14 protein-coding genes are annotated in these 20,818 nt (G+C 61.7%); 7 read left to right on the plus strand and 7 right to left on the minus strand.

The genetic code is table 11. The features are described from left to right. The 7 genes from ABQY74_RS16930 (at position 1) to ABQY74_RS16960 (ending at position 10,058) form a co-directional block, all read left to right on the plus strand. Positions 1 to 945 (plus strand): NAD-dependent epimerase/dehydratase family protein, encoded by a 945-nt coding sequence (locus ABQY74_RS16930; RefSeq protein WP_349792415.1) that lies wholly within the window; start codon positions 1 to 3, stop codon positions 943 to 945. Positions 946 to 960: 15 nt separating this feature from the next. Beyond that, positions 961 to 2,211, plus strand: a complete 1,251-nt coding sequence (locus ABQY74_RS16935; RefSeq protein ID WP_349792417.1) for a hypothetical protein — start codon at positions 961 to 963, stop codon at positions 2,209 to 2,211. A gap of 234 nt (positions 2,212 to 2,445) precedes the next feature. Beyond that, positions 2,446 to 4,650: a hypothetical protein gene (locus ABQY74_RS16940; RefSeq protein ID WP_349792419.1), complete on the plus strand. Its 2,205-nt coding sequence runs from the start codon at positions 2,446 to 2,448 to the stop codon at positions 4,648 to 4,650. Beyond that, positions 4,644 to 6,878, plus strand: a complete 2,235-nt coding sequence (locus ABQY74_RS16945; protein ID WP_349792421.1) for a hypothetical protein — start codon at positions 4,644 to 4,646, stop codon at positions 6,876 to 6,878. The genes ABQY74_RS16940 and ABQY74_RS16945 overlap by 7 nt, the downstream gene beginning before the upstream one ends. A 68-nt stretch (positions 6,879 to 6,946) precedes the next feature. Further along, positions 6,947 to 8,251: an NAD(P)/FAD-dependent oxidoreductase gene (locus tag ABQY74_RS16950; protein WP_349792423.1), complete on the plus strand. Its 1,305-nt coding sequence runs from the start codon at positions 6,947 to 6,949 to the stop codon at positions 8,249 to 8,251. Further along, entirely contained in the window at positions 8,248 to 8,649 is a 402-nt protein-coding gene (locus tag ABQY74_RS16955; protein WP_179568611.1) for a GtrA family protein, read from the plus strand. Before ABQY74_RS16950 ends, ABQY74_RS16955 begins: the two co-directional genes overlap by 4 nt. Beyond that, the gene (locus ABQY74_RS16960) at positions 8,646 to 10,058 is read left to right on the plus strand and encodes a hypothetical protein (RefSeq protein ID WP_349792426.1); all 1,413 of its coding nucleotides are present in this window, start codon (positions 8,646 to 8,648) and stop codon (positions 10,056 to 10,058) included. Before ABQY74_RS16955 ends, ABQY74_RS16960 begins: the two co-directional genes overlap by 4 nt. 44 nt (positions 10,059 to 10,102) lie before the next feature. Here ABQY74_RS16960 and ABQY74_RS16965 read toward each other — a convergent pair whose 3' ends face one another. From ABQY74_RS16965 to ABQY74_RS16995, 7 genes are all read right to left on the minus strand, one after another. After that, positions 10,103 to 10,645, minus strand: a complete 543-nt coding sequence (locus ABQY74_RS16965) for a hypothetical protein (RefSeq protein WP_349792428.1) — start codon at positions 10,643 to 10,645, stop codon at positions 10,103 to 10,105. Then, a complete protein-coding gene (locus tag ABQY74_RS16970; RefSeq protein WP_349792430.1) occupies positions 10,642 to 12,966 on the minus strand; it encodes a glycosyltransferase family 2 protein in 2,325 nt (774 codons plus the stop codon). The genes ABQY74_RS16965 and ABQY74_RS16970 overlap by 4 nt, the downstream gene beginning before the upstream one ends. Beyond that, on the minus strand, positions 12,967 to 15,189 hold the full coding sequence (locus ABQY74_RS16975) for a glycosyltransferase family 2 protein (RefSeq protein WP_349792432.1): 2,223 nt from the start codon (positions 15,187 to 15,189) through the stop codon (positions 12,967 to 12,969). 74 nt (positions 15,190 to 15,263) lie between these two features. Further along, entirely contained in the window at positions 15,264 to 17,384 is a 2,121-nt protein-coding gene (locus tag ABQY74_RS16980; RefSeq protein WP_349792434.1) for a class I SAM-dependent methyltransferase, read from the minus strand. A 33-nt stretch (positions 17,385 to 17,417) separates the two neighbouring features. Further along, positions 17,418 to 18,785, minus strand: a complete 1,368-nt coding sequence (locus ABQY74_RS16985) for an ABC transporter ATP-binding protein (protein WP_104589368.1) — start codon at positions 18,783 to 18,785, stop codon at positions 17,418 to 17,420. Further along, positions 18,775 to 19,608: an ABC transporter permease gene (locus ABQY74_RS16990; protein ID WP_349792438.1), complete on the minus strand. Its 834-nt coding sequence runs from the start codon at positions 19,606 to 19,608 to the stop codon at positions 18,775 to 18,777. Before ABQY74_RS16990 ends, ABQY74_RS16985 begins: the two co-directional genes overlap by 11 nt. A gap of 1 nt (position 19,609) precedes the next feature. Continuing rightward, positions 19,610 to 20,797, minus strand: a complete 1,188-nt coding sequence (locus ABQY74_RS16995; protein ID WP_349792440.1) for a cystathionine gamma-synthase — start codon at positions 20,795 to 20,797, stop codon at positions 19,610 to 19,612. Positions 20,798 to 20,818: the final 21 nt, after the last annotated feature.

The raw sequence follows: 20,818 nt of genomic DNA on the forward strand, positions 1-20,818 counted from the left end.
ATGACCGACAAACACGCCAAGATCGTCATCACCGGTGCCGCAGGGCTGGTCGGCCAAAATCTGATCGTCGAGCTCGAACAACAGGGCTACACCCAACTGGTGGCGATCGACAAGCACGCCCATAACCTGCAGATCCTGCGCGGACTGCATCCTGCCGTGCGCGTGGTGCACGCGGATCTGGCCGAGCCCGGCGACTGGGCCCGCGAGTTCGAGGGTGCGGCCTGCGTTGCCCAATTGCATGCACAGATCACCGGCAAGACCACCGAGCTTTTCACCCGCAACAACCTGGTGGCCACCTCTCACGTGCTCAATGCCTGCCGCGCGGCCAACGTGCCGTATCTGGTCCACATCAGTTCCTCGGTGGTTAACTCGGTGGCCAAGGACGACTACACCAAGACCAAACGCGCGCAGGAGGAGATGGTGGTCGCGAGCGGACTGCGCCACTGCGTGCTACGCCCGACCCTGATGTTCGGTTGGTTCGACCCCAAGCACCTGGGCTGGCTGTCGCGCTTCATGGCCAAGACGCCAGTATTTCCGATTCCGGGCGACGGCAAGTTCATGCGCCAGCCCCTGTACGAGCGCGACTTCTGCCGCTGCATCGCCAAGTGCATCGAACGCGAGCCCGACGGAGAGGTCTACGACATCGTCGGCGACACCCGGGTGGACTACGTCGACATCATCAAGACGATCAAGCGGGTCAAGAAGCTGCACACCCTGATCGTGCATATCCCGATCGGGTTCTTTGCCTTCCTGCTGCGCGTGTATTCGATCTTCAGCGCAAAGCCGCCGTTCACCGCCGACCAACTCAAGGCGCTCAGCGCGGGCGACGACTTCAAGGGCATCGACACTGAAGCGGTATTCGGCGTACGGCAGACGCCGTTCGAGGACGCGATCCGGGAGAGCTATACCGATCCACGGTATAGCCGCATCGTGCTGCAGCGCTGAAGAGACCCGACGTCGATGAACCTGCGCAGCGACTACCGGATCAATCTGAGGAGATACGATCTCGGCCTTTTCTTCCTTGCCTTTGCCTTGGTCTGCCTGAAATCAAATGACGCCCTGGCGCATCCACAGTTGTGGGCGGAAGACGCCGTTCTTTTCCTGAAAGACCAGATAGAGCAGCAGGGACTGCTGCTGTTCAGACCATACGCAGGCTATCTGCACGCCGCGCCGCGGTTGGTGACATGGTGCGCGTCCTTCGTAAGCGCGGCATACACGCCGCTCATCTACAACGCCAGCGCGATCGCCATTGCCGCAGCATCGATTTTCATTTGCGTAAAGAACCTGCGACCGGTGATTCCGCCGTATCTGGTCCTGAGCGTGTTCTTGCTCACCCCGACGAATGGGGAGGTGTTCGGCACGATCACCAACATCCAATGGTTCCTGCAATTTCCGCTGATCACCTACTGCTTCATCGCCACGAAGGCCAGCAATCCGATCGCCAGGCATGTGCTCAAGGGTGTTTTCGCCATCGCCGCGCTAACCGGCCCCTTCTCGATCATCTGCCTTGCGCTGATGGCGCTGAGCTTGATCGGCTTCCTCGCCCTGCGCGTCACCAGACGCTCGAACCTGCTTTCCATCGCTACCCAGTACCTCGAGCAGCGCGACTTCGGCGCCTGGACGGTGGTGGCGGCGTGCGCGGTGATTCAACTGTCGTTCCTGTACACATCGGCGCCGGAACACCCACAGTACACCTCCCTCGCCCGCCTCGTGGTCGGCTCGCTTGGGCAGGCCGCTCCGTTGCATATCCTGGGCTACAACCCGCTTCGGCCTGTGTTCTGGCCGATCGGCTATGCGGCAGCCGGCATGTACATCCTGTTTTTCAGCAGGCTCGCCCCTGTGGCCCGTATTGGCGTGCTTCTCTCCTTGGCCTTCGCGATCCTCGAAGTGTTGGCCGCAGCGCACAAGGTCACCGTCGAACCACTGCTGTCGCTGCTCCACGGCGACCGTTATTTCTTCGCATTGAAAATCGTCTTCTGGTGGGTCTTCTTCATCGTTCTGAAGGATCTGCTGGGCAGCGAAAGGCAGGGCGCCAGATGCACGCTGCTATTGCTGCTGTTTATCTGCCTGTTGAACAAGGACCACATGCTGCGGCCGCGCTTTGTCGACTACGGACCCGCTGCAGAACTGCGCAAACTCGATGAGCCGGGCTCGCATACCATCAAGTTCAATCCCGAGGGCTGGGAAGCCACCATCACCACAAAGGAATGATACCAGTGCTACCGCATGCGCCATTTTCCTGATGGGCACGGCGCGTGAACGGGTCTCCGATGGATAGGAAGCGACAACGATTTGACTAGCGTTTGCAGTGGAACACGCGCCAATACCTACGTGGGGCGCGGCGTATAAAGCCATTTTTATTGACTGTATGTTCCTTTTTTGGGTGCATGGACGCCGGTTGCTCCGGCCTTATCCCGGATGCCGCCGGGAAAACGAATGCTTCGCATGCTGCGCGACGGCATCCGCGCCCCCCTTGCCAGAGCCCTTGCTCCCTCACTTTTCGAAGAAATGCCCATGTTCCGCCTATTTCGTAAATGGCATGCGATTGTCATCCTGAGCATGTCGCTGCTCGCATGCCAGCAGTCTCCGCACCCTGGCCTCGTGCAGGGCGGCGGCTGCCCGCCGAAGCAGTCCCCCTATATCAAGCAGGCGCCGAGCATCGACGGGCGCATCACCTACTGCGATCAGGGCGACGCTTCCACCGGCGAGATCAGGACAACGGCATATCCCGCCGGGACGCGCCGCGTCACTGTGATGATGGCGGGGTATCCCGGTACAGAGGGCGTTCGTGTCCTGGCGGTCGCTACCGACGGCAGTTTCACTTTGGCACTGAAGGCAGACAAGATCGGAGACAGCTGGAAGCCGGTCACCTTGCAATTGCCCGAGGCGGCCCAGGCGCACGCGTTCTACCTTCGGCTCGTCGACGATGCGACCGGCACGTTCGGCTGGGCAGGCATGGGCTTTGATCGTGCCGGCCTGGCCACGACGCTGCCCACCCACGCGCTGCCAATGGCATTGGCGATCCTGACCGCGCATCTGTGGCTGATCCTCGCCGGCTGGCTGCTGCCGCGAACGTGGACTGCGCCGGCGCGTGCGCTTTGCGCGGTGCTGGCGCTCGGCGCGGCATCCGGCTGCGTCATTGCGAGCTACATTGCATCTCCCGCCCTCGGCGGAATCATCGCCTACGGCGCTGCTGCCCTGCCGCTGCTCGCGTTGCCGCTGCGGCTGTGCCGGGGGCGGGCGCCGATTGCCGATGCCGTCGCGCTGCACCGCCTCTTCTTTCCCTCGTTCCTGCTGGCATTGCTGATTCTCTGGATCGGTCTTTATCCGTTTTCATGGGACGGACAGGATTGGCAGATCGCCGCCAATCGTTGGCGGAACCTGCCGATGGACTCGTGGCTGCCGCTCACCTTCGCCGACATGGTTTCGGCTGGGCGCCTGGACGTGCCGATGATCGGCGACTGGCTGAGCAGCGATCGGCCGCCGCTGCAATCGGGCCTGTATCTGTTGTTCTTCCATTCCTGGCTGCCGCACGGCGGCCTGATCTATCAGGCCCTGTCGACGTGGGCGCAAGCGCTGGTGCTCGTGCCGCTGCTCGTCCTGGTCGGCACGCTGCCGCGGCGTTCGCAACGGGCCGCGATCGTCTTCGCGCTCGCGCTTTCCCCGCTGGTGCTGCTCAACGGCCTGTTCGTATGGCCCAAGCTCTTCGCGGCGACGTTTTGCGCCATCTTCCACATCGCCCTGTTTGGACCGGCCAGCATCGCCAGGCCGGCACGCTGGTCGATGGCCGGGCTTGCGGCAGCCTTGGCCATGCTGTCGCATGGCGGAGCGCTGTTCGTCCTGGTGGGGTCCACGGCCGCGTTCCTGCTACTGAAGCGCGGGCAAGCGTTGCCGGTGCTGGTCAAGACCGGCGCCCTTGCGGTGGCTGCCTACCTGCCTTGGGTCGCCTACCAGCGCCTCGTCGACCCGCCAGGCGACAGACTGCTGAAATGGCATTTCGCCGGCCACGTCCCGGTCACCCACGATTCCTTCTTCCACGTACTGAGCGCCGCCTATGCCGATCTCGGCCTCGACCAATGGCTCGCCGGGCGCGCCTCCAACCTTAACAGCCTGATGCATGGCAGTTTCAGCTTTTTCGGCGAGGCCTTGGCGCTGTTCTGGAATCGCAGTCCTGCCGCGATCGCCACTGTCGTCGAGAACAGCTTTTTCTACGGCGCGTATTCCATGTGGTTCGCGTCGCCGCTGTGGCTGCTGCCCTGTGTTGCCTATGCGTTCGCCAAGCGTCGCAGCCTGCGCCCGGTGCGGTTTCCCTCCGACCTGGCGCTCGCCGCCGCGCTGTCGTTCCTGTTCTGGATCCTGGTGATCTACGAACCTGGACAGACGGTCATCCATCAGGGCGCCTACTTCAGCTTCCTGATAAGCATGCTGGTGATACTGCTCATGCTGGCTCAGTGTTTTCCGCTGGCGCTCTATGCCGTCGTCGCGCTCAACGTCGCGGTCGCTGCACTTGCCTACGCCTTCGACAGGCCCTTTGATGGCGCGTCCTGCGCGATCCATATCGGTGCCACGCTGGCATTGGCCGGGGGCTTGCTCGCCGCCTGCAGCCTGGCTTCACCGGAAGCGATGGACGACGAGAACCGCCGGTGTTGACCCCTGCATTGCGGCGCTCGGCGCTGCGCCTGGCGCAGGCAACGCTCGCGTTCGCACTGCTGTGGTGCAGTGCGGGCACGGCCGCCGCGGTGACGATACCGGCCATAGATGGGGGATGCCGTGCCGCTTCATCGGCAAGCCTACGCCCGAGTGAGCGCGTGGCCATATCGGCCATCACTTATTGCGCGCAAGGCGACGCCACGCGCGCGACGCTAGCGGTAACCGTCAAGAGAAAATCCCTGCAGCGACTGCAACTGTTCACCGCCGGCTACATCAAGGGCGGTTCGGTACGGCTTCTCGCCCAGCAAAGCGGCCAAGCCCCGATCGCGCTTCTGCCAGAGAAGAGCGACGACGAACAATGGCAACCCCTCTATTTTTCCGTGCCATCCGGCTGGGCCCCAGGCGACATCACCTTCACGCTTACGGATGATGCGACAGGCGGATTTGGCTGGGGTGGTCTCGGCCTAGGCAAGCGGCGCCATCTCGCTGGCGATGCCAGCGCCTATGCGATCGTCGCCCTGCATGCGGTTGCGATTGCCGGCCTGCTGTTGCTGCCGGGCTTGTTATGGCGATCATGCATCGGCCCATTGCCGCTCAGCCTGCTGCCGGTTCCAGGCATCATCCTGCTTGCGTTGAACGGCCTCGCTTTGTGGATACTGCCGGCATCGGCCGCGCAGTGGCTTCGCGCCGGCTTGGCCGGCATCTATTTGCTTTTTGCCGTCGCGCTCTTGTACCGCCGTCGGATCGGGCGTGACGGCCCCGGAACGCCAAGGTCGGGAGATCGCATCTTCATTATCGCGATCGTGTTGGCCTTGCTGCAGGCGATCAGCATCGGCCTCAATCCCCAGGGTGTCGCGCAGGAATACGGCGGCGACGGAGAGCTTCCGGGCAGAATGGTCGCATCTCCCCCGGACCATGTGATTCCTTACGGTACCGCCGTCTATCTCCTTCATCGTTACGATGGCGATGAAAAGAGATTCGAGTATTTTGGCGAATGGTCCATCGGCTCGCGCGGTCCGTTGGTGCCGCTGGGCATCAACACCTTGCTGCAGCTTTTCGGTGCCGCCCCGGGCGATCCACCGTCCTCGGCGCGAGTGCAATGGCCTGGGGTGGACTCGGGCGTGGATCTGGCGAGGCTCTTCGGATGGATGCTCAATGCGCTCCCCATCCTCGGGGCGCTGCACCTGATGGGTGCGTTGAACGTGCCCGCCGAGCGGCGCCACCGCGCCGCGCTCTGGCTGGCGCTGGCGCCATTGCTGACCATCAACGTGGTGTTCCTGTGGCCCAAGCTGCTGGCTGCCTACTTCGTCATGCTGGTCGTCGGCGACGTCCTGAATCGCCGTTACTCACGCGCGGGGGTATTTGCGGCGCTCGCCTGGCTGAGCCATCCGGTGGGCGCATTGATGTTGCCTGTTAGTGGCCTACTGCTTGTTGCCCAACGGCGCGGCCCCGGGTTCTGGCAAAGCAGCGCGGCGGCCAGCAGTCGGTTCCTGGGCATGTTGTTGCTGGTCATGCTCCCCTGGCTTTACTACAAGTGGCAGTTGGGCCATGGCGATGCGTTCATGAGCTACGTATTTGCCGACGGACGCGGCATCAAGCCGGCGCTCGGAGTAGGCAGTTGGCTAGCGGCAAGAGTCTCCAACCTGTGGATGACACTGACTCCCGCCGCGTTCTTCTTTTCCGACGCCATGCACGACTGGATATTCGGTCCTGTGCAGGATTCCTTGCGATGGACCATTCAGTACGCGAAATCGCTGCCTGGACAACTCGGCTTCGGTGCCTTTGGTTTCGCCTATGCGGCGCTGGTGCGCTCGCCGCCGGATGCGGTCCTGCGCGATCTGCGCAACTGCATCTTCGGGGCCGGGCTGGCTACCATGCTGATCTATTGGGGATACAGCACCGATGGGCTGGGCAGAAATTGCCTGGAAGTGCTGACGCCATTTGTGATCGTCTACGCCTGCGCCACATGGCCCGTATCCAAAGCCGCCTTCGCCACGATGATGTCGATCGTCGCGCTAGAGTCAATGTGGGTGGCCCTTTCCGGCTTCCTGCTGAATCCGGCATTCCGTCTTGCGTCCGTGGCGTGGGACGGCTGGTTCCTGTTCGGACTGAGCGCAGCCACACCGCTGATCCTGGCCTTTCACGCCTGGCGTGCTCCATATGGCGCCCCAGGCCCTGCGGACCCAACGCACCCCGCCACCGCATCACCCATGGCGATGACACGCTAAACTTGCCTCCTGCCTGCCACGTCCCCAGTGACTACCGGCGCTGGCGACCCTCTACTGAAGCCAATGACATGACCTCAAAGAAGAACTACGCGATCGTCGGCGCCGGCCCCATGGGCCTGATGGCAGCCGTTCGGCTCCTCGACGCCGGCCACAGCGTGGATATCTACGAACGCGACGACCGCATCGGCGGCATGTCCGCGACCTTCGATTTCGATGGCCTTCCCATCGAACGCTACTATCATTTCATCTGCAAGACCGACGATCCGTTGTTCGCTCTGCTGGGCCGTTACGGCCTGTCCGACAAGCTGCATTGGACCGATACCAAGATGGGCTATTTCTACAACGGAAAGCTCTACAAATGGGGAACGCCGTTCGCGCTACTGGGCTTCCCGCACCTTGGGCCGATCAGCAAGTTCCGCTACGCCTTGCACGTCATGTATACCAAAGGCATCAAGGACTGGACGGCGCTGGACAAGGTCAATGCGACCACGTGGATCCGCAAGTGGATCGGCGACAAGGCGTACGATGTGATGTGGAAGGACGCATTCCGACTGAAATTTTTCGAGTACAAGGACAATCTGTCCGCCAGCTGGATCGGTACGCGCATCAAGCGGATCGCATTGTCGCGGCGCAGCCTCATGCACGAGAGCCTCGGCTACCTGGATGGCGGCTCGATGACCCTGCTGGACAAGATGGCCGCAGACATCACCGCTCGCGGAGGCCGCATTCTGCTGTCGCAGGGCATCGACGAAGTGGTCAGCGAAAACGGCAGCGTCAGCGGCGTTCGCGCGGGCGGTCAGTTCCTGCCCTACGATGCCGTCGTATCCACCGCGCCCATCCAGTATGTGCCAGCGATGGTCCCGGGCCTGCCTCCCGATTTCAGCGCCCAGATCCGCGCCATCGAAAATATTCCGGTCGCCTGTGTCATCCTCAAATTGAAGCAGGCGGTCAGCGAAAATTTCTGGATGAATATCAGCGACCCGAACATCGCGATTCCGGGTGTGATCGAATACAGCAACCTTAATCCCACCACGCCGCCGGGACAGAAGATCCTGTACGCCCCGTTCTACATGCCCAAGACCCATCCGAAATGGAGCATGAGTAACGAAGCGCTGATCGAAGAGGTGCTCGGCTACTTGCCGAAGCTGAATCCGTCATTCCAGCGCGACTGGGTCCTGGCAACCCACTGCCACCGCTATGAATTCGCGCAGACCATCTGCCCGCCGGGCTTCCAGGATCGCCTCCCGGCGATGCGGACGCCACTGAATGGGTTTTTCATGGCCGACACTGCTTACTACTATCCCGAAGACCGTTCGATCTCCGAGAGCCTGCAGACGGCTGACCGCCTGGCAGAAGCCGTGCTTCGCGCATGACATCGCGCAAGTTCATCAAGTTCTTGCTGGCGGGAGGAACCGCTGCCGCCGCCAACTTCGGCTCGCGCATCCTGCTCGGCCATGTCATGCCGTACACAGGGTCGATCGTGGTGGCCTATCTCATCGGCATGCTCACGGCGTTCGTGCTCAACCGCATGTTCGTCTTCGAAGCCGCCAGCACCGGCCTGAAACATCAGGCCATCTGGTTCACGCTGATCAATATCGCTGCCGTGCTGCAGACGCTCGTCTGCAGCCTGGTCTTCGCACGCTGGATTTTTCCGGCGATGGGCATGCGTTTCCATCCTGAAACGCTGGCGCACGCGATCGGCGTCGCGGTACCGGTCTTCACCAGCTATTTTGGCCACAAGGCCCTCACCTTCAAAGAGCGGCCGGCATGAACGGTGTCGCCATGCGCCATGCAAGCGGCGGCCTTGGTCAGGGCCGGCCCTATCCGACATGGTTGATAGCGGTGGCAGTGGGCCTGATCGCACTCGCTGCGCGTCTGCTTTACATCGAACACTTTGCCGTCAGCATGCCTTTCTGGGATCAATGGGACGGGGAAGGCGACAATCTGCTGAAACCGCTGCTGTCGGGCTCGCTAGGCTTGGCCGAGCTGTTGCATGCGCACAACGAACATCGGATTCTTCCGACGAAGTTGGTGACGCTGGCGAGCTATCTCGCAACCGGGCAGTGGAACAACGTCTACGAAGCCAGAATCAGCGCGGCGATCTACGCAATGATTCCCGCCATTTTGGTCTGGCACGGCATGCGCATCGGCGCGTCGCTGCGCTCGCGTTTCTTGTTGGTCGCGGTGGCGATCTGCGCAGCGGTTCTGCCCTACTCCTGGGAGAACTTCCTGGTCGGCTTCCAGAGCCAGTTCTACTTCCTGATCCTGTTTGCGGTCTTGGCGATCTCGCTTGCTGCAGCGAGACATGATCGTGTCGTCGCCATCAGCGGCGTTGTCGCGCTTTCCGTAATCAGCGTGCTCACGATGGCATCCGGCCTGCTGACGCCGGTCGCAGCGGCGATTACGTATGCGCTGGCCGCCTGGCTGCTGCCGGGGCGCAAGTGGCCGCCGGTACTGGCCATTTGTCTGCTGATGGCCATCGCCGTGGCGGCTTACAAAGCCATGCCGGTCATTCCCCAGCACGCGGTCATGCGCGCGCAATCCGCGCTCGAACTGCTTGGCGGCCTGACGCGCGTGTTGAGCTGGCCGGTGCGCGGCATGCACGCGCCTGCGCTGCTGCTTTGGCTCCCGGGCGTTCTCGGCGTGGTGTTGACGCTCCATGCCCGACCGGCCGACAAGACGGACATCACAATGGCCGGCTTGCTGGCCTGGGGCGGCCTGCAGGCGGCCGCCATCGCCTACGGTCGTGGACACGACCTGGTGGAGCTGTCCCCGCGCTATACGGAGATTCTCATTCCCGGGTTGTTCGCAAATGCCTGGTTCGCCATCCGCCTAGTGCAGCTCCGTCATACCTTTACCGCGCTGGCCCAACGTGGAACTTATGCAGTGGCAGCGCTTTTTATGCTGACCCTATTCGGTGGCTGGGTCGAGCGATTCCACGTCGATATGGAGGCGCTGCGCGCACGCCACGAAGCAACGCAAGCTCAGGCGCAAGGCGTGCTGTACTACATCGCCTCCAAGGATGACGTAACGTTCGAAAGCGGGCAGTTGCCGCTGCCTTATCCGAATTCGCAGCGGCTACACCAGCTCCTGCACGATCCGTATCTTCTCCAGGCGCTTTCCGGCAGCGACCGGCCCAGGCAGCTGGAAAGCTTTGCCTCGCCGAACGATGTGCGCTAGCAGCGGCTAGCGAGCGCCAGCAATTGCGGCACCAGAAGCGGCGCTCAAGGCTCTCCAGCGACGAGCGTTCCCATCACGCATGCCGATGCAACCTTGTCGCGTCCATATAACAGGAAGACGCGATAGCTTCCGGGCTGGATGGCAGGCAACCATGCTCTTTGGTTGTAGCCCGATCGCAGCAGCGCCGGCTTACCGAACGCCTCTGCGACATCCGGTCGTTCTCCCCCAGCCACGATGGGAACCGCGTACGACGCCGCAGCGGAGTTCAGCACGAGGGTCGCACCATCCGGCACCGCGTCAGCGGCATCGGCCATCCAGCCGGCGAACGTAACCCAGCCGCGCGACCTGACCCGGGCCTGCTGGGCCGGCTTGCCGTCGACCGCATCCAGGCTGCAGCGCCCCCCGGCAGGCAAGTCGGAGACCGGCCCGGCATATTTCGCGAATGCCGGCTCGGTCGCCGCAGCGATGCCTTCGTCGGAAATCGGCGGCTGCCTATAGCACCCGGTGAGCATCACGCCGATCGCCAGCGCAAACCAAGGCAGCCGGCTCCTCATCCCGACGCCTGCGACACAACGGCGCGCGCTCATGCAAGCGCTCGACCCGAAAGTTGCGGCTCCCAAGGGCGTGGCGGATAGGCCAGCGTGAACGGAGTGGATTCCACCGTGAGGTTGACATTGTAGTAAGGATCCTGCTGCAACGCCTTGCCCCAGCGCGCCTTCATGAAGCTTTCTTCGCGCTTGAAGCGGGCGATCTTCTCCGGGGTCGTTTCGTAGCCGCGCGAAGCCGATTCGTGGTGGTAGAGCTCGGCGAACGGGGTCCACAGGTTGCGGTAGCCGGCTTCGCGAACGCGCAGGCAAAAGTCGACGTCGTTGAAAGCCACTTCCAGTTGCTCGTCCAATCCGCCGACTTGCTCGAATACCGAGCGACGCACGATCGCACAGGCCGCAGTCACTGCGCTCAAACTCTGCGCCAGACCACCGCGATGCTTATCGCCGGGCCAGCCACGCGCCATGCCCACATAGCAGTGACCGGCCACGCCGCCGATGCCGAGGATCACGCCGGCATGCTGGATCGTGTTGTTCGGGTAGTACAGCATCGCGCCCACCACACCGATCTCCGGACGCAGCGCGTGGGCGACCATCTCGTCCAGCCAGTCGCGACTGATGACTTCGATATCGTTGTTGAGCAGCCCCAGCACCGTCCCGCGCGCAACGCGCGCGCCGGCGTTATTGATCGCCGAGTAATTGAACGGATGCGGATACGGCAACACGCGAACGCGCGGATCCTGCTGCACCTGCGCGAAATACTCCCTGGAGGCCTGCTCCTGGGAATCGTTGTCGATGACCACGATCTCGTAGTTCGGATAATCGGTACGTTCCAGAATCGAATCGATGCACTGCTTGAGCAGATCGATGCGGTCGCGGGTGGGAATCAGCAGACTGACCAGAGGCCGCGATTCGGGTAACGGATAGGAAATACGGAAGTAGCCGCTGTAGCTCGACATCTCCAGCACCTTGCCGCCGTTGCCGGTGCGATCCAAATGCGATTGAACTGCACGCAGCGCGGCAAGGTGTGCATACGATTTCTCGCCTGGCGCCATCGCGGTAGAGCCGCTGATCATGCGCCAGTGATACAGCACGAACGGAAGATGGCCGATCGTATGGTGCGGGAGCTTTTCGGCGACCCGTAACGTCAGATCCCAATCCTGGGCGCCCTCGAACCCTTCGAGGAACCCGCCGACCGCACGTACGACTTCGGTACGATAAACGGTCAAGTGGCAGACGCAATTCTGCGAAAGGAATAGATCTGGATTCCAGTCCGACTTGAAATAGGGATCCGAGCGTTTCCCCTCAACGTCTATCTTGTCTTCGTCGGTAAACAGCATCTGCCAGTGCGGATTGTTCTCGAACGCCTGGACACTCTTGAGCAGCGCCAGGGGATGCAATTCGTCATCGTGGTCAAGCAATGCCACAAACTCACCGCGGGCCATTTGCAGCGCCGTGTTCGATGCCGCAGAAATATGTCCGTTCTGCTCGCGTCGCTGGAACCGCACGCGCTCGTCGAGCTCAGCATATTCGACAAGCAAACGCATCACCGCAGGATCGGTGGAAGCATCGTCGGCGATGCACAACTCCCAATGTGGATACACCTGCTCGCGCACGCTTTCGATGCAGCGGCGCAACCAACGCTCGGGAGTGTTATAGGTCGGCACGATGACCGATACCAGCGGTCTGCGCGCCAAGGAAGCGAGTTCGGCGTTGACGGCCTCCTCCCATGCAGCGTCACGGCAATCGTAAAATTCCTGCCACACTTCGTAATCGGAGAACGACCCCGAGGACATGCGCGCCGAATACTCGTGATAGAGGCGATCAGCCATCTTGCGAAGGCCCTTGGTCAACACGTCGATCGTCGTTCGTGCCAAGAGTCTAAGCTTGCTTACACTGCCTTTGCGCTGTGCGAGCGATGTGCTGAATAACCGCTGCATAGCTTCGCCGCGCTCGATGCGCCGCAAGTGAAGAGATGAATGACTGAAATCCATCGGAGCCACCGATGGATCGAAGCGGATGCGTGTGGTCGGCTCCACCAGACGGATCACGATCTCGAATCGGCACGTTTCTCCGCTGAGTAGGTTCAACGGAAGATCGATGCGATCGGCCTCACCAAGTTGCCTGACACGGTAGGATGGATACAGCACCGGCGCGAACATGCGCCCGCGATAGATAGACAACTCGCCGCTGAGCAGATACCAGCCCCCGGCTAGATCTTCGCCTTCCCAATGCAATTGCACCTGGGGATCGCTGCCAGAGGCGCGCCACCTTGCGTCGTGCGCTGCGGTGGTCGGGAATGTCGAGGCCAGCGGCGCAATCTGCTGCAGGGGAATAACGCTAAGTGCAAGTGTTTCGGACATCTAGCCCTCGGGGAAAGTCCCTCGGGTCACCGAGGGTAGGTATTCTACAGGATAAACGGGCTGTAAACCCCTCGCCAGCGTTTCCGCATGGCGGTCCGGATCCAGCGAAAAGGCGGGGCTATCAAGCGACAGGCATGGGCTATAAGCTGGGTCTGCAGCGAGGACCTGCTGCCAACGCGCCATCATCGTGGCGACCTCGCCGGCGAACCGCGCCTGCTTCTCTGGATCATCTTCAACGCCCCGGCTAGCCGATTCGTGATGATAGGCCTGGGCGTGTGGCGTCCACGCATTCTCGTAACCCTGTGCCCGTAGCCGCAAACAGAAATCGACGTCATTGAAGGCCACCGCGATCGATTCATCCAGGCCTCCAACGGCGACATAGGCCGCACGCGTCACCGCCAGACAGGCTGCGGTGACCGCCGAATAGCGCTGCACCACAAGAGCACGCCCGTATTCGCCGGCAAAATCGTTCGGCGCATTGGCAAAGGCATGCGCCGCCACGCCACCGATGCCCAGCACCACGCCTGCGTGTTGCAGCGAGCCGTCCGGGTAAAACAGCTTGGCACCGATGGCTCCTGCGCCTGGGCGCGAAGCCAGCCGCACCATCTGCTGTAGCCAGCCCGCATCGGTGATCTCGATATCGTTGTTGAGCAATACCACGATCTCGGCGGCGCACTGCGCCACGGCATAATTGTTGATCGCAGAATAATTGAACGGACGATCGTAACGCAGTACCCGTACCCGAGGATCCTGGACGATCGTGTTGAAATAGGTATGCGATTGGGCTTCGACGGAACCGTTATCCACCACGGTGATGCGATAGCGCGAATACGCTGTCGTGGCGAGAAGAGTACCAATGCACCGCTCAAGAAGATCGATACGGTCGCGCGTCGGGATGATGATCTCGACCTCCGGCTCGGCACCCAATCGGTAATCCACACGCAGGCGCTTGTGCCCCAGGACTTCGATCTGAGCGTCCTGTGCGCGCAATGCGGGCACGAGCACGCGCGCACGCGCCGCCGCATTCACCTCGTTACGCGCAAATGGCGCATAGATGGGACCGACATCGCCCCTCACGTGGCGCAGCACATGCGGCAAGTGCAGCGGGGTTGCGCCGCGCTCGTGAATCAATGCGCAAAGCAGCGAGAACCACGGCACTTCCGGATCCAGGCCATCGAGTAGGCCGTCCTCGACCTCTTTCCTGCGTACGAACGCACTGCGCCCCAGATAGTCCTGTTCGTACCAGCGCAAACGATCCCAAACCGGCTTGAATAGGGGCGCGAATCGCTGCCCTTGTTCCTGCACCCTGTCTTCGTCGCTGTAGAGCACGGCCGCTGCGGGAAACAAACAAGCAGCAGTGTTCAGGACCTTGACGGTCATTGGATGAATGCGATCGTCCGCCGCAAGCACAGCGACGAAGATCCCTTGAGCGGCGCGCAGACGAGCGCCCAGCAACGCGGAAGCACCCATCATGCGGATCGAGGGTATCGCACGGCCCTGCGGCCATTCGCCAAGCTGCCGGGCATCGGCCACGATCTCGACCGACTGCCCGGCCAGACATGCAAGCGCTTCAAGGCAGGCCGAAAAATTCGACCCTTCTTGGTCGTGCAATATCAGCGAGAGAACGGGAACCTGCGCCGAAGTGGTGTTAGGCGCTGACGACACCAGCTCCGCCAGCAGCCGATCCTCGCGTAGCGCCCAGGTCGCATAACCAGCATCACGCGCCCTGGCATCACGGCGTTCAGCACAAAGCAGCGCCTGCAATGATGCGGATGCACCCTGCTCGCGCCATTGCACCCGCGCATCATCGACGAACTCCAACGCCGCTTGTGGCGTATCACGCAACCGCTCGCCGACACCACCACGTAATAACAACCAGAACGCTTCGCGTTCGCTCAATCGGTAAATCTCCAGCGCCCCCACCTCAAACCTTGCATATGCGTCAGTCGGATCGAACCGTAGCGCCTGCAATGGAGCGGAGAAATGCACCACCGCATCCAACACGCCACGACCGACAGATAGCGCGAGATCGATGCGGGTGTCTTCGGCAATCCCATTGCCATAATCGGGATAAAGGCAGGGGTTCACCAAGCGTCCGTCCACTTCCCGCAACGTACCACGCAGCCTGTACCACCCGGCGGCTAGAGGGAATGCCGACTGGGTCAACGCAAACTGTGGATCAAGCCCAACAGATTCCCAGGTCGTGAGGTCGCCGGAGGCCACGCAAGCCACATGGGCCAACGGTATCGCGTCCAGGTGCAGTCGCGTTGGGGATCGTTGACTAAGCTCCGATACAGTCACCGCAGCTTCCACCATTTGCGCTCTTGTATCCTCGTAAGCATGGCCATCTGCTGGCTCTGCGTCGCAGCCAGGGCATCCAGCTTTGCTTCCAGGGCACGCAACACACCGGCGGTCTCCACCCTCGTCAGTACCTCGCCGAGCCTATCGGTCAGTTCGCTCTGCTGAGTGCCCCAGTGCTCGATCGAGTCAACCAGACGGTCGTCGGTGGCGACGAGCCGGTCGTGCAGCGCTGCCTGACCTTCGGAGAGTTGCTGAACGACGGCCTCGATCCGCTGCAGCATCGGCTGCATGTGTGCAAAGCCATCTCCAAGCGCTGTATGCAGCTGTGCGATGGAGGCGTACATATTCACGCCATGCTGGCCCGCCAGATTCAGCGAGTGCTGAAGCGAGGCGAACCCTTCATCAATGGACAAATTCCCCGTGGCGGCTGTCGTGGTTGCTGCCGCGCGTAACACGGATGCATCGAGCATGCCCTCGATTGCTTCGCGCTGATCCTTGCCCGTGACCTGTCGTTGAAACGCCAATTCGCGTTCGAGCCAGGTTTCGAATCCGGCGATTGTCGCCGGAGCAAACAATCCAGCCAGAACGTTCAACAATAGAGTTCGCAGATTGATCGGCTCGCCTTCTGCCATCGCGGCCACAACAGTGCCACCGTAGGTGAACAGTAGCGAGCGTAGCAGCAGCCAGCCGAGCGTCGGGCGTTCAGCGATCCACTCGCGATCGAAGTAGACGATCCGGCCATCGGCAGCGCGCAGCAAATTCGATGGTGTGGCATCGAGATAATCGTCAGGCAATACGCGGTCTGGGCTGTCCAGCGCAACGGCATGCCCATCGCCCTGCAGCACCTGAGCCAATGCACGCAAATAACGACGCATTTCTGCGACCAGGTCGCCCTGAGTCCAGCCGGGTTGCGCCAGTACGTCGCGAATTCCTTCGACCAGCAACGCCCCCTGAAAATAGGCGGTATCGCTTTGCACCTGCAAACGAACTTCGCCTTCTGCTTGAGAGGAGTCTGACAGTTTGCGCGCTTGTACCCGCAACGATCGATCCGCCCCCTCCACGAAACGCGTCTCGCGGGCATAGGCAGCCAGACGCTGCGTACTGTAGTGATACGCCAAGGCAGATTGTTCGGCCATTGCCGCATCTTCGACCACAGCTTCAACCAGGAAAGAATTAGCCAGATCCAGCGCCAAAGCATTGGCTGCGACCACCGGCCAAACGCGCTGCAGGTTGAATGTCGTTGGCGTGAGTTGCGGATCGCGACGCACCGCCTGTGCCGCCAGCGCGCCGGCATCGAACAACGACGGGGCGGCAGAGAGGCCGTATTCGGTCAGGATGGTTGCCGGCATTTTGTAATCAGGCAACGGTGCCGCGAAACGACTCCGCGCATACCCGGCATCCCGAAGCAGCCCGGCAAGCTCGTTGCGTCCATAGGTACGTGCGCCGCGTGATTGGTAACGATCCTCAAGCCCGACCATCGGATGCCCCAGATGGTCTTCCGGCATGCCAGCCATGTATTTAAGACCCAGCTGATTCTCGATGGCCAAAATCAGACGCCCCCCCGGTCCCAACAGTTGCTTCGCCGCCTGCAGCATGTGCAGCGCGGGATTCGGCGCATCGGAGAAAAGGCTGGCGTACTCCAGCACCCCAATCAGCGTCACGACGTCGAAGCGTTCGGTAACAGCGAAGTCCTGAAAACGCTCGGCCACCACCGCAACATTGTGCAACTCGCGGGTGCGTTCGCGGGCAATGCTGGCGCGCCGCAACGACCCTTCCAGCGCCAGGACGTCTGCCCCGCTTTCGCCGAGATAGCGCGTGATGGCGCCACATCCGGCGCCAATTTCGAGAACTTTCGCGCCCGGCTGAAGATACTGCGCGAACGGGCGCAGCAGATTCGCCCGCTCCGTGGACAGGTGATAACGACTCGGCCAATCGACGCAGGCTGCTGCCAGTTCAGCGGAAAACACGCCGACATCGGCGGCGGCGCGCAAGGTTGCCAATAGCCCGTCTTCAGAGCTGTCCCCATCGCTGTAGTCGATACTGTCGTAGCCCTCGCGGCGCCACACGGCAACATCCGCAGGCAGGACGTAGCCAGCTGCTACCAATAGGTCATTCATACAATTATTCCCTTGAATCATCGACGCAACTGGTCAGCCGGACTGGCGAGAGCTGGCTATTTCCAGCCTCATGTCAAGCCCGCCCATACCGAAAAAGTCGGCGTTGATCACTTTGAAATGGATACTGTCGTAGCGTCTATCATGGGGTACCACATCTTCTTCGCCGCGACTGGCCACCCCGACGGATAAGAAATAGTCGCCATCGGCAAGGTCGCAGCGGAATGCGGCCACGACATCGATCGTGGTGCCGGCGATGCCACTTGCCGCAAACGCAGGCAGCGGCTTGTACTCGCTGTTGGTGCCGTAAACCACAACTCCCTCGGTCGTCTTCAGGGTGAAACCGACGATCGGCCTGACCACCTCGCGATCGAACACCATCCTGACCACGAGGCGCACTTCCTGGCCGGACTCGATAATTGGTGGGTAGAGCGTTTGCGCCGATCGCAATTCGAAGTCGGTGATGCGTACGGCAGCGTCGCCCCAGCGGAATTCGTGTGGGTTGTAGTTGGGGCGAGACTCGTAGCCGCTGCCTTCACCGGAAAACGGCAACGTGTCTTCGACGGGCGCAGCTGTATCCCTTTCGCCTGCATCGGACGAGGGAGCATCGCTATCTCCGCTACCGAACAACAGGTTGTAGTAGGCATTGACCACGTCCTTGGGTTTGCCTTGACGCAGAACGCGGCCGCTGTCCAGCAGCTGGGCAAACTCGCAATGCTGGACGATCTGATCGGCCGAATGGCTGACCAGCAGGATCGAAGCGCCGTCGTCCTTGAGCTGTTTCAGACGCGCAAAGCACTTGGCCTGGAACTTTGCGTCACCGACCGACAAGGCTTCGTCGACGATCAACAATTGCGGATGTACCTGCGCCTGCACCGCAAACGCCAAGCGCACGACCATGCCACTGGAGTAGCTGCGTATCGGCTGGTCGATGAACGCGCCGATGTCGGCAAATGCGAGAATACGATCGAGGCTTGCATCCACTTCATCCTTGCTCAATCCGAGAATGGCGGCATTGAGATAGACGTTCTCGCGCCCAGTGAATTCAGGATTAAAGCCGCTTCCCAGTTCCAACAACGCTGCGACGCGCCCCTTTACCTGGATGCTGCCCTCCGTTGGAGTCAACGTGCCGGCAATCATCTGCAAGAACGTCGACTTACCCGACCCATTGCGGCCGATGAGGCCCACCGTCTGACCGCGACGCACCTGCAAGTCGGCGCCGCGCAGTGCCCAGAATTCCCGGTAATAGCGCCGCGAGCCGCCGACCAAGCCCTGCAACAGACGGTGTGAAGGCCGATCGTAGATGTGGTAGCACTTGCCGACTCCGCGTGCGTCGACGATCAGGTCGGCGTCGCCGGAAATTGGGCTGTCAGCGTGTGGCGCAACCTGGAGTTCAGAGGACATCGGCAAATCCCCGACGCGTCTTCTGAAAAACGAAATAGCCAAAATAGGCGAACGCCAACGCACCAAGCGTATATAGCCCCAACCCCGTCCAATCCGGCGCACGCCCCCAGAACGCGACGTCACGGGCCTCGTCGATGATGAACGTCAGGGGATTGAGGTGGAAAACGAATTGGTACTTCGGTGGCAGCGTGCTCACCGGAACGATGGCGGAGGACAGGAACAGCGTTGCCGTGGCGATCACGCCAGTCATCTGGCCGATGTCGCGCAGGAATACGCTAAGGGAAGACAGCAGCCACCCCAACCCGAGCAATCCCACTGCCAGCGGCAGAAAGACGAACGGAAGGAAGATCAGCGTCGGATGCAGCTCATGCCGCACGAGCAGGTTCAGCAGGACAAAGACCAACGAATTGGTGAAAGCGTGGAACAGTGCAGACAACACCATCGTCCACGGCAACACATCGAGCGGAAAGACGATCCGCTTGACCAAGTTGGAATTACCGATGATCAAGGTAGGCGCACGCGACAAGCATTCGGCGAACAGCCCATGCACGATCAACCCGAGGAACAGCAACATGGCGAAGTCCGCAATGTTGCCGCTGGTACCCGGCCAGCGTGATTTCAGCACGTAACCAAATGCCAGTGTGTAGATGACCAGCATCATGAAAGGACTAATCAACGACCACAGCAGACCAAAGCTCGCGCCGCGATAGCGACCAAGCACGTCACGCCTGGTCATCTCCATTGTCAGACTGGGATAGTGTAACCATGCATGAAATGGACCGGTCGGCGAAATGCGAGTCGCCCGTTGCAGCACATCGTGCATGTCAGCTCCGGAGCGCTTCATCAAGGTCGGCCCGCAAATCCCCCAAATCCTCAACCCCCACGCTCAACCGCACCAGTGCATCGCTGATGCCAAGCTGGTCGCGGCGGGCCACCGGGATGGAGGCATGCGTCATGACGGCGGGATGGTTGACCAGGCTTTCGACGCCGCCGAGCGATTCGGCCAGGGTGAACAGTTCGGTCTTCTCGCAAAAACGCTTGGCCGCCTCGAAGCCGCCCTTGAGGACGATCGAGACGATGCCGCCGAAGCCGGACATCTGGCGCTGGGCCAGTGCGTGCTGCGGGTGCGAGGCCAGGCCGGGGTAGATCACCTTTTCGATCGCAGGGTGGGTTTCCAGCCATTGCGCCAGCGCCAGCGCGTTCTCGCAATGCGCGCGCATGCGCAGCGGCAGGGTCTTGAGGCCGCGCAGCGCGAGGAAGCTGTCGAACGGGCCTTGCACGCCGCCGATGGAGTTCTGCAGGAAAGCCAGTTGCTCAGCCAGTTCGGCGTTGTCGCCGACCACCGCGATGCCGCCGACCATGTCCGAGTGGCCGTTGAGGTACTTGGTGGCCGAGTGCACGACGATGTCGGCGCCCAGGCCGAGCGGACGTTGCAGCATCGGCGAGGCGAAGGTGTTGTCGACCACGATCAGCAGGCCGTGCTTGCGCGCGATCGCAGCGATGGCGGCGATATCGACCAGCTTGAGCATCGGGTTGGTCGGGGTTTCGATCCACACCATCTTGGTGCCGGGACGGATCGCGGCTTCGAAGGCGGCCGCATCGGTCAGGTCGACGAAGCTGAAATCCAGGCCGGCGGTGCGGCGACGCACGCGCTCGAACAGGCGGAAGGTGCCGCCATACAGGTCGTCCATCGCCACCACGTGGCTGCCGGCGTCCAGCAGCTCCATCACCGTGGAGGTGGCGGCCATGCCGGAGGCGAACGCGAACGCACGCGTGCCGCCTTCCAGCGACGCGACGCAGCGCTCATAGGCAAAGCGGGTGGGGTTGTGGGTGCGCGAATACTCGAAGCCCTGGTGCTCGCCCGGGCTGGACTGCGCATAGGTGGACGTCGCGTAGATCGGCGGCATCACCGCCCCGGTGCTGGGGTCCGGCGACTGCCCTCCATGGATCGCCAACGTGGCGAGCGAGAGTGCGCGCTCGCCATCGTGGCTGGGTGTGGTGCGATTGGACATGGAGGTTCCCGGAAAAAGTGG

This window comes from Xanthomonas sp. WHRI 7064, from assembly GCF_040202355.2.
Lineage (GTDB): Bacteria > Pseudomonadota > Gammaproteobacteria > Xanthomonadales > Xanthomonadaceae > Xanthomonas > Xanthomonas arboricola.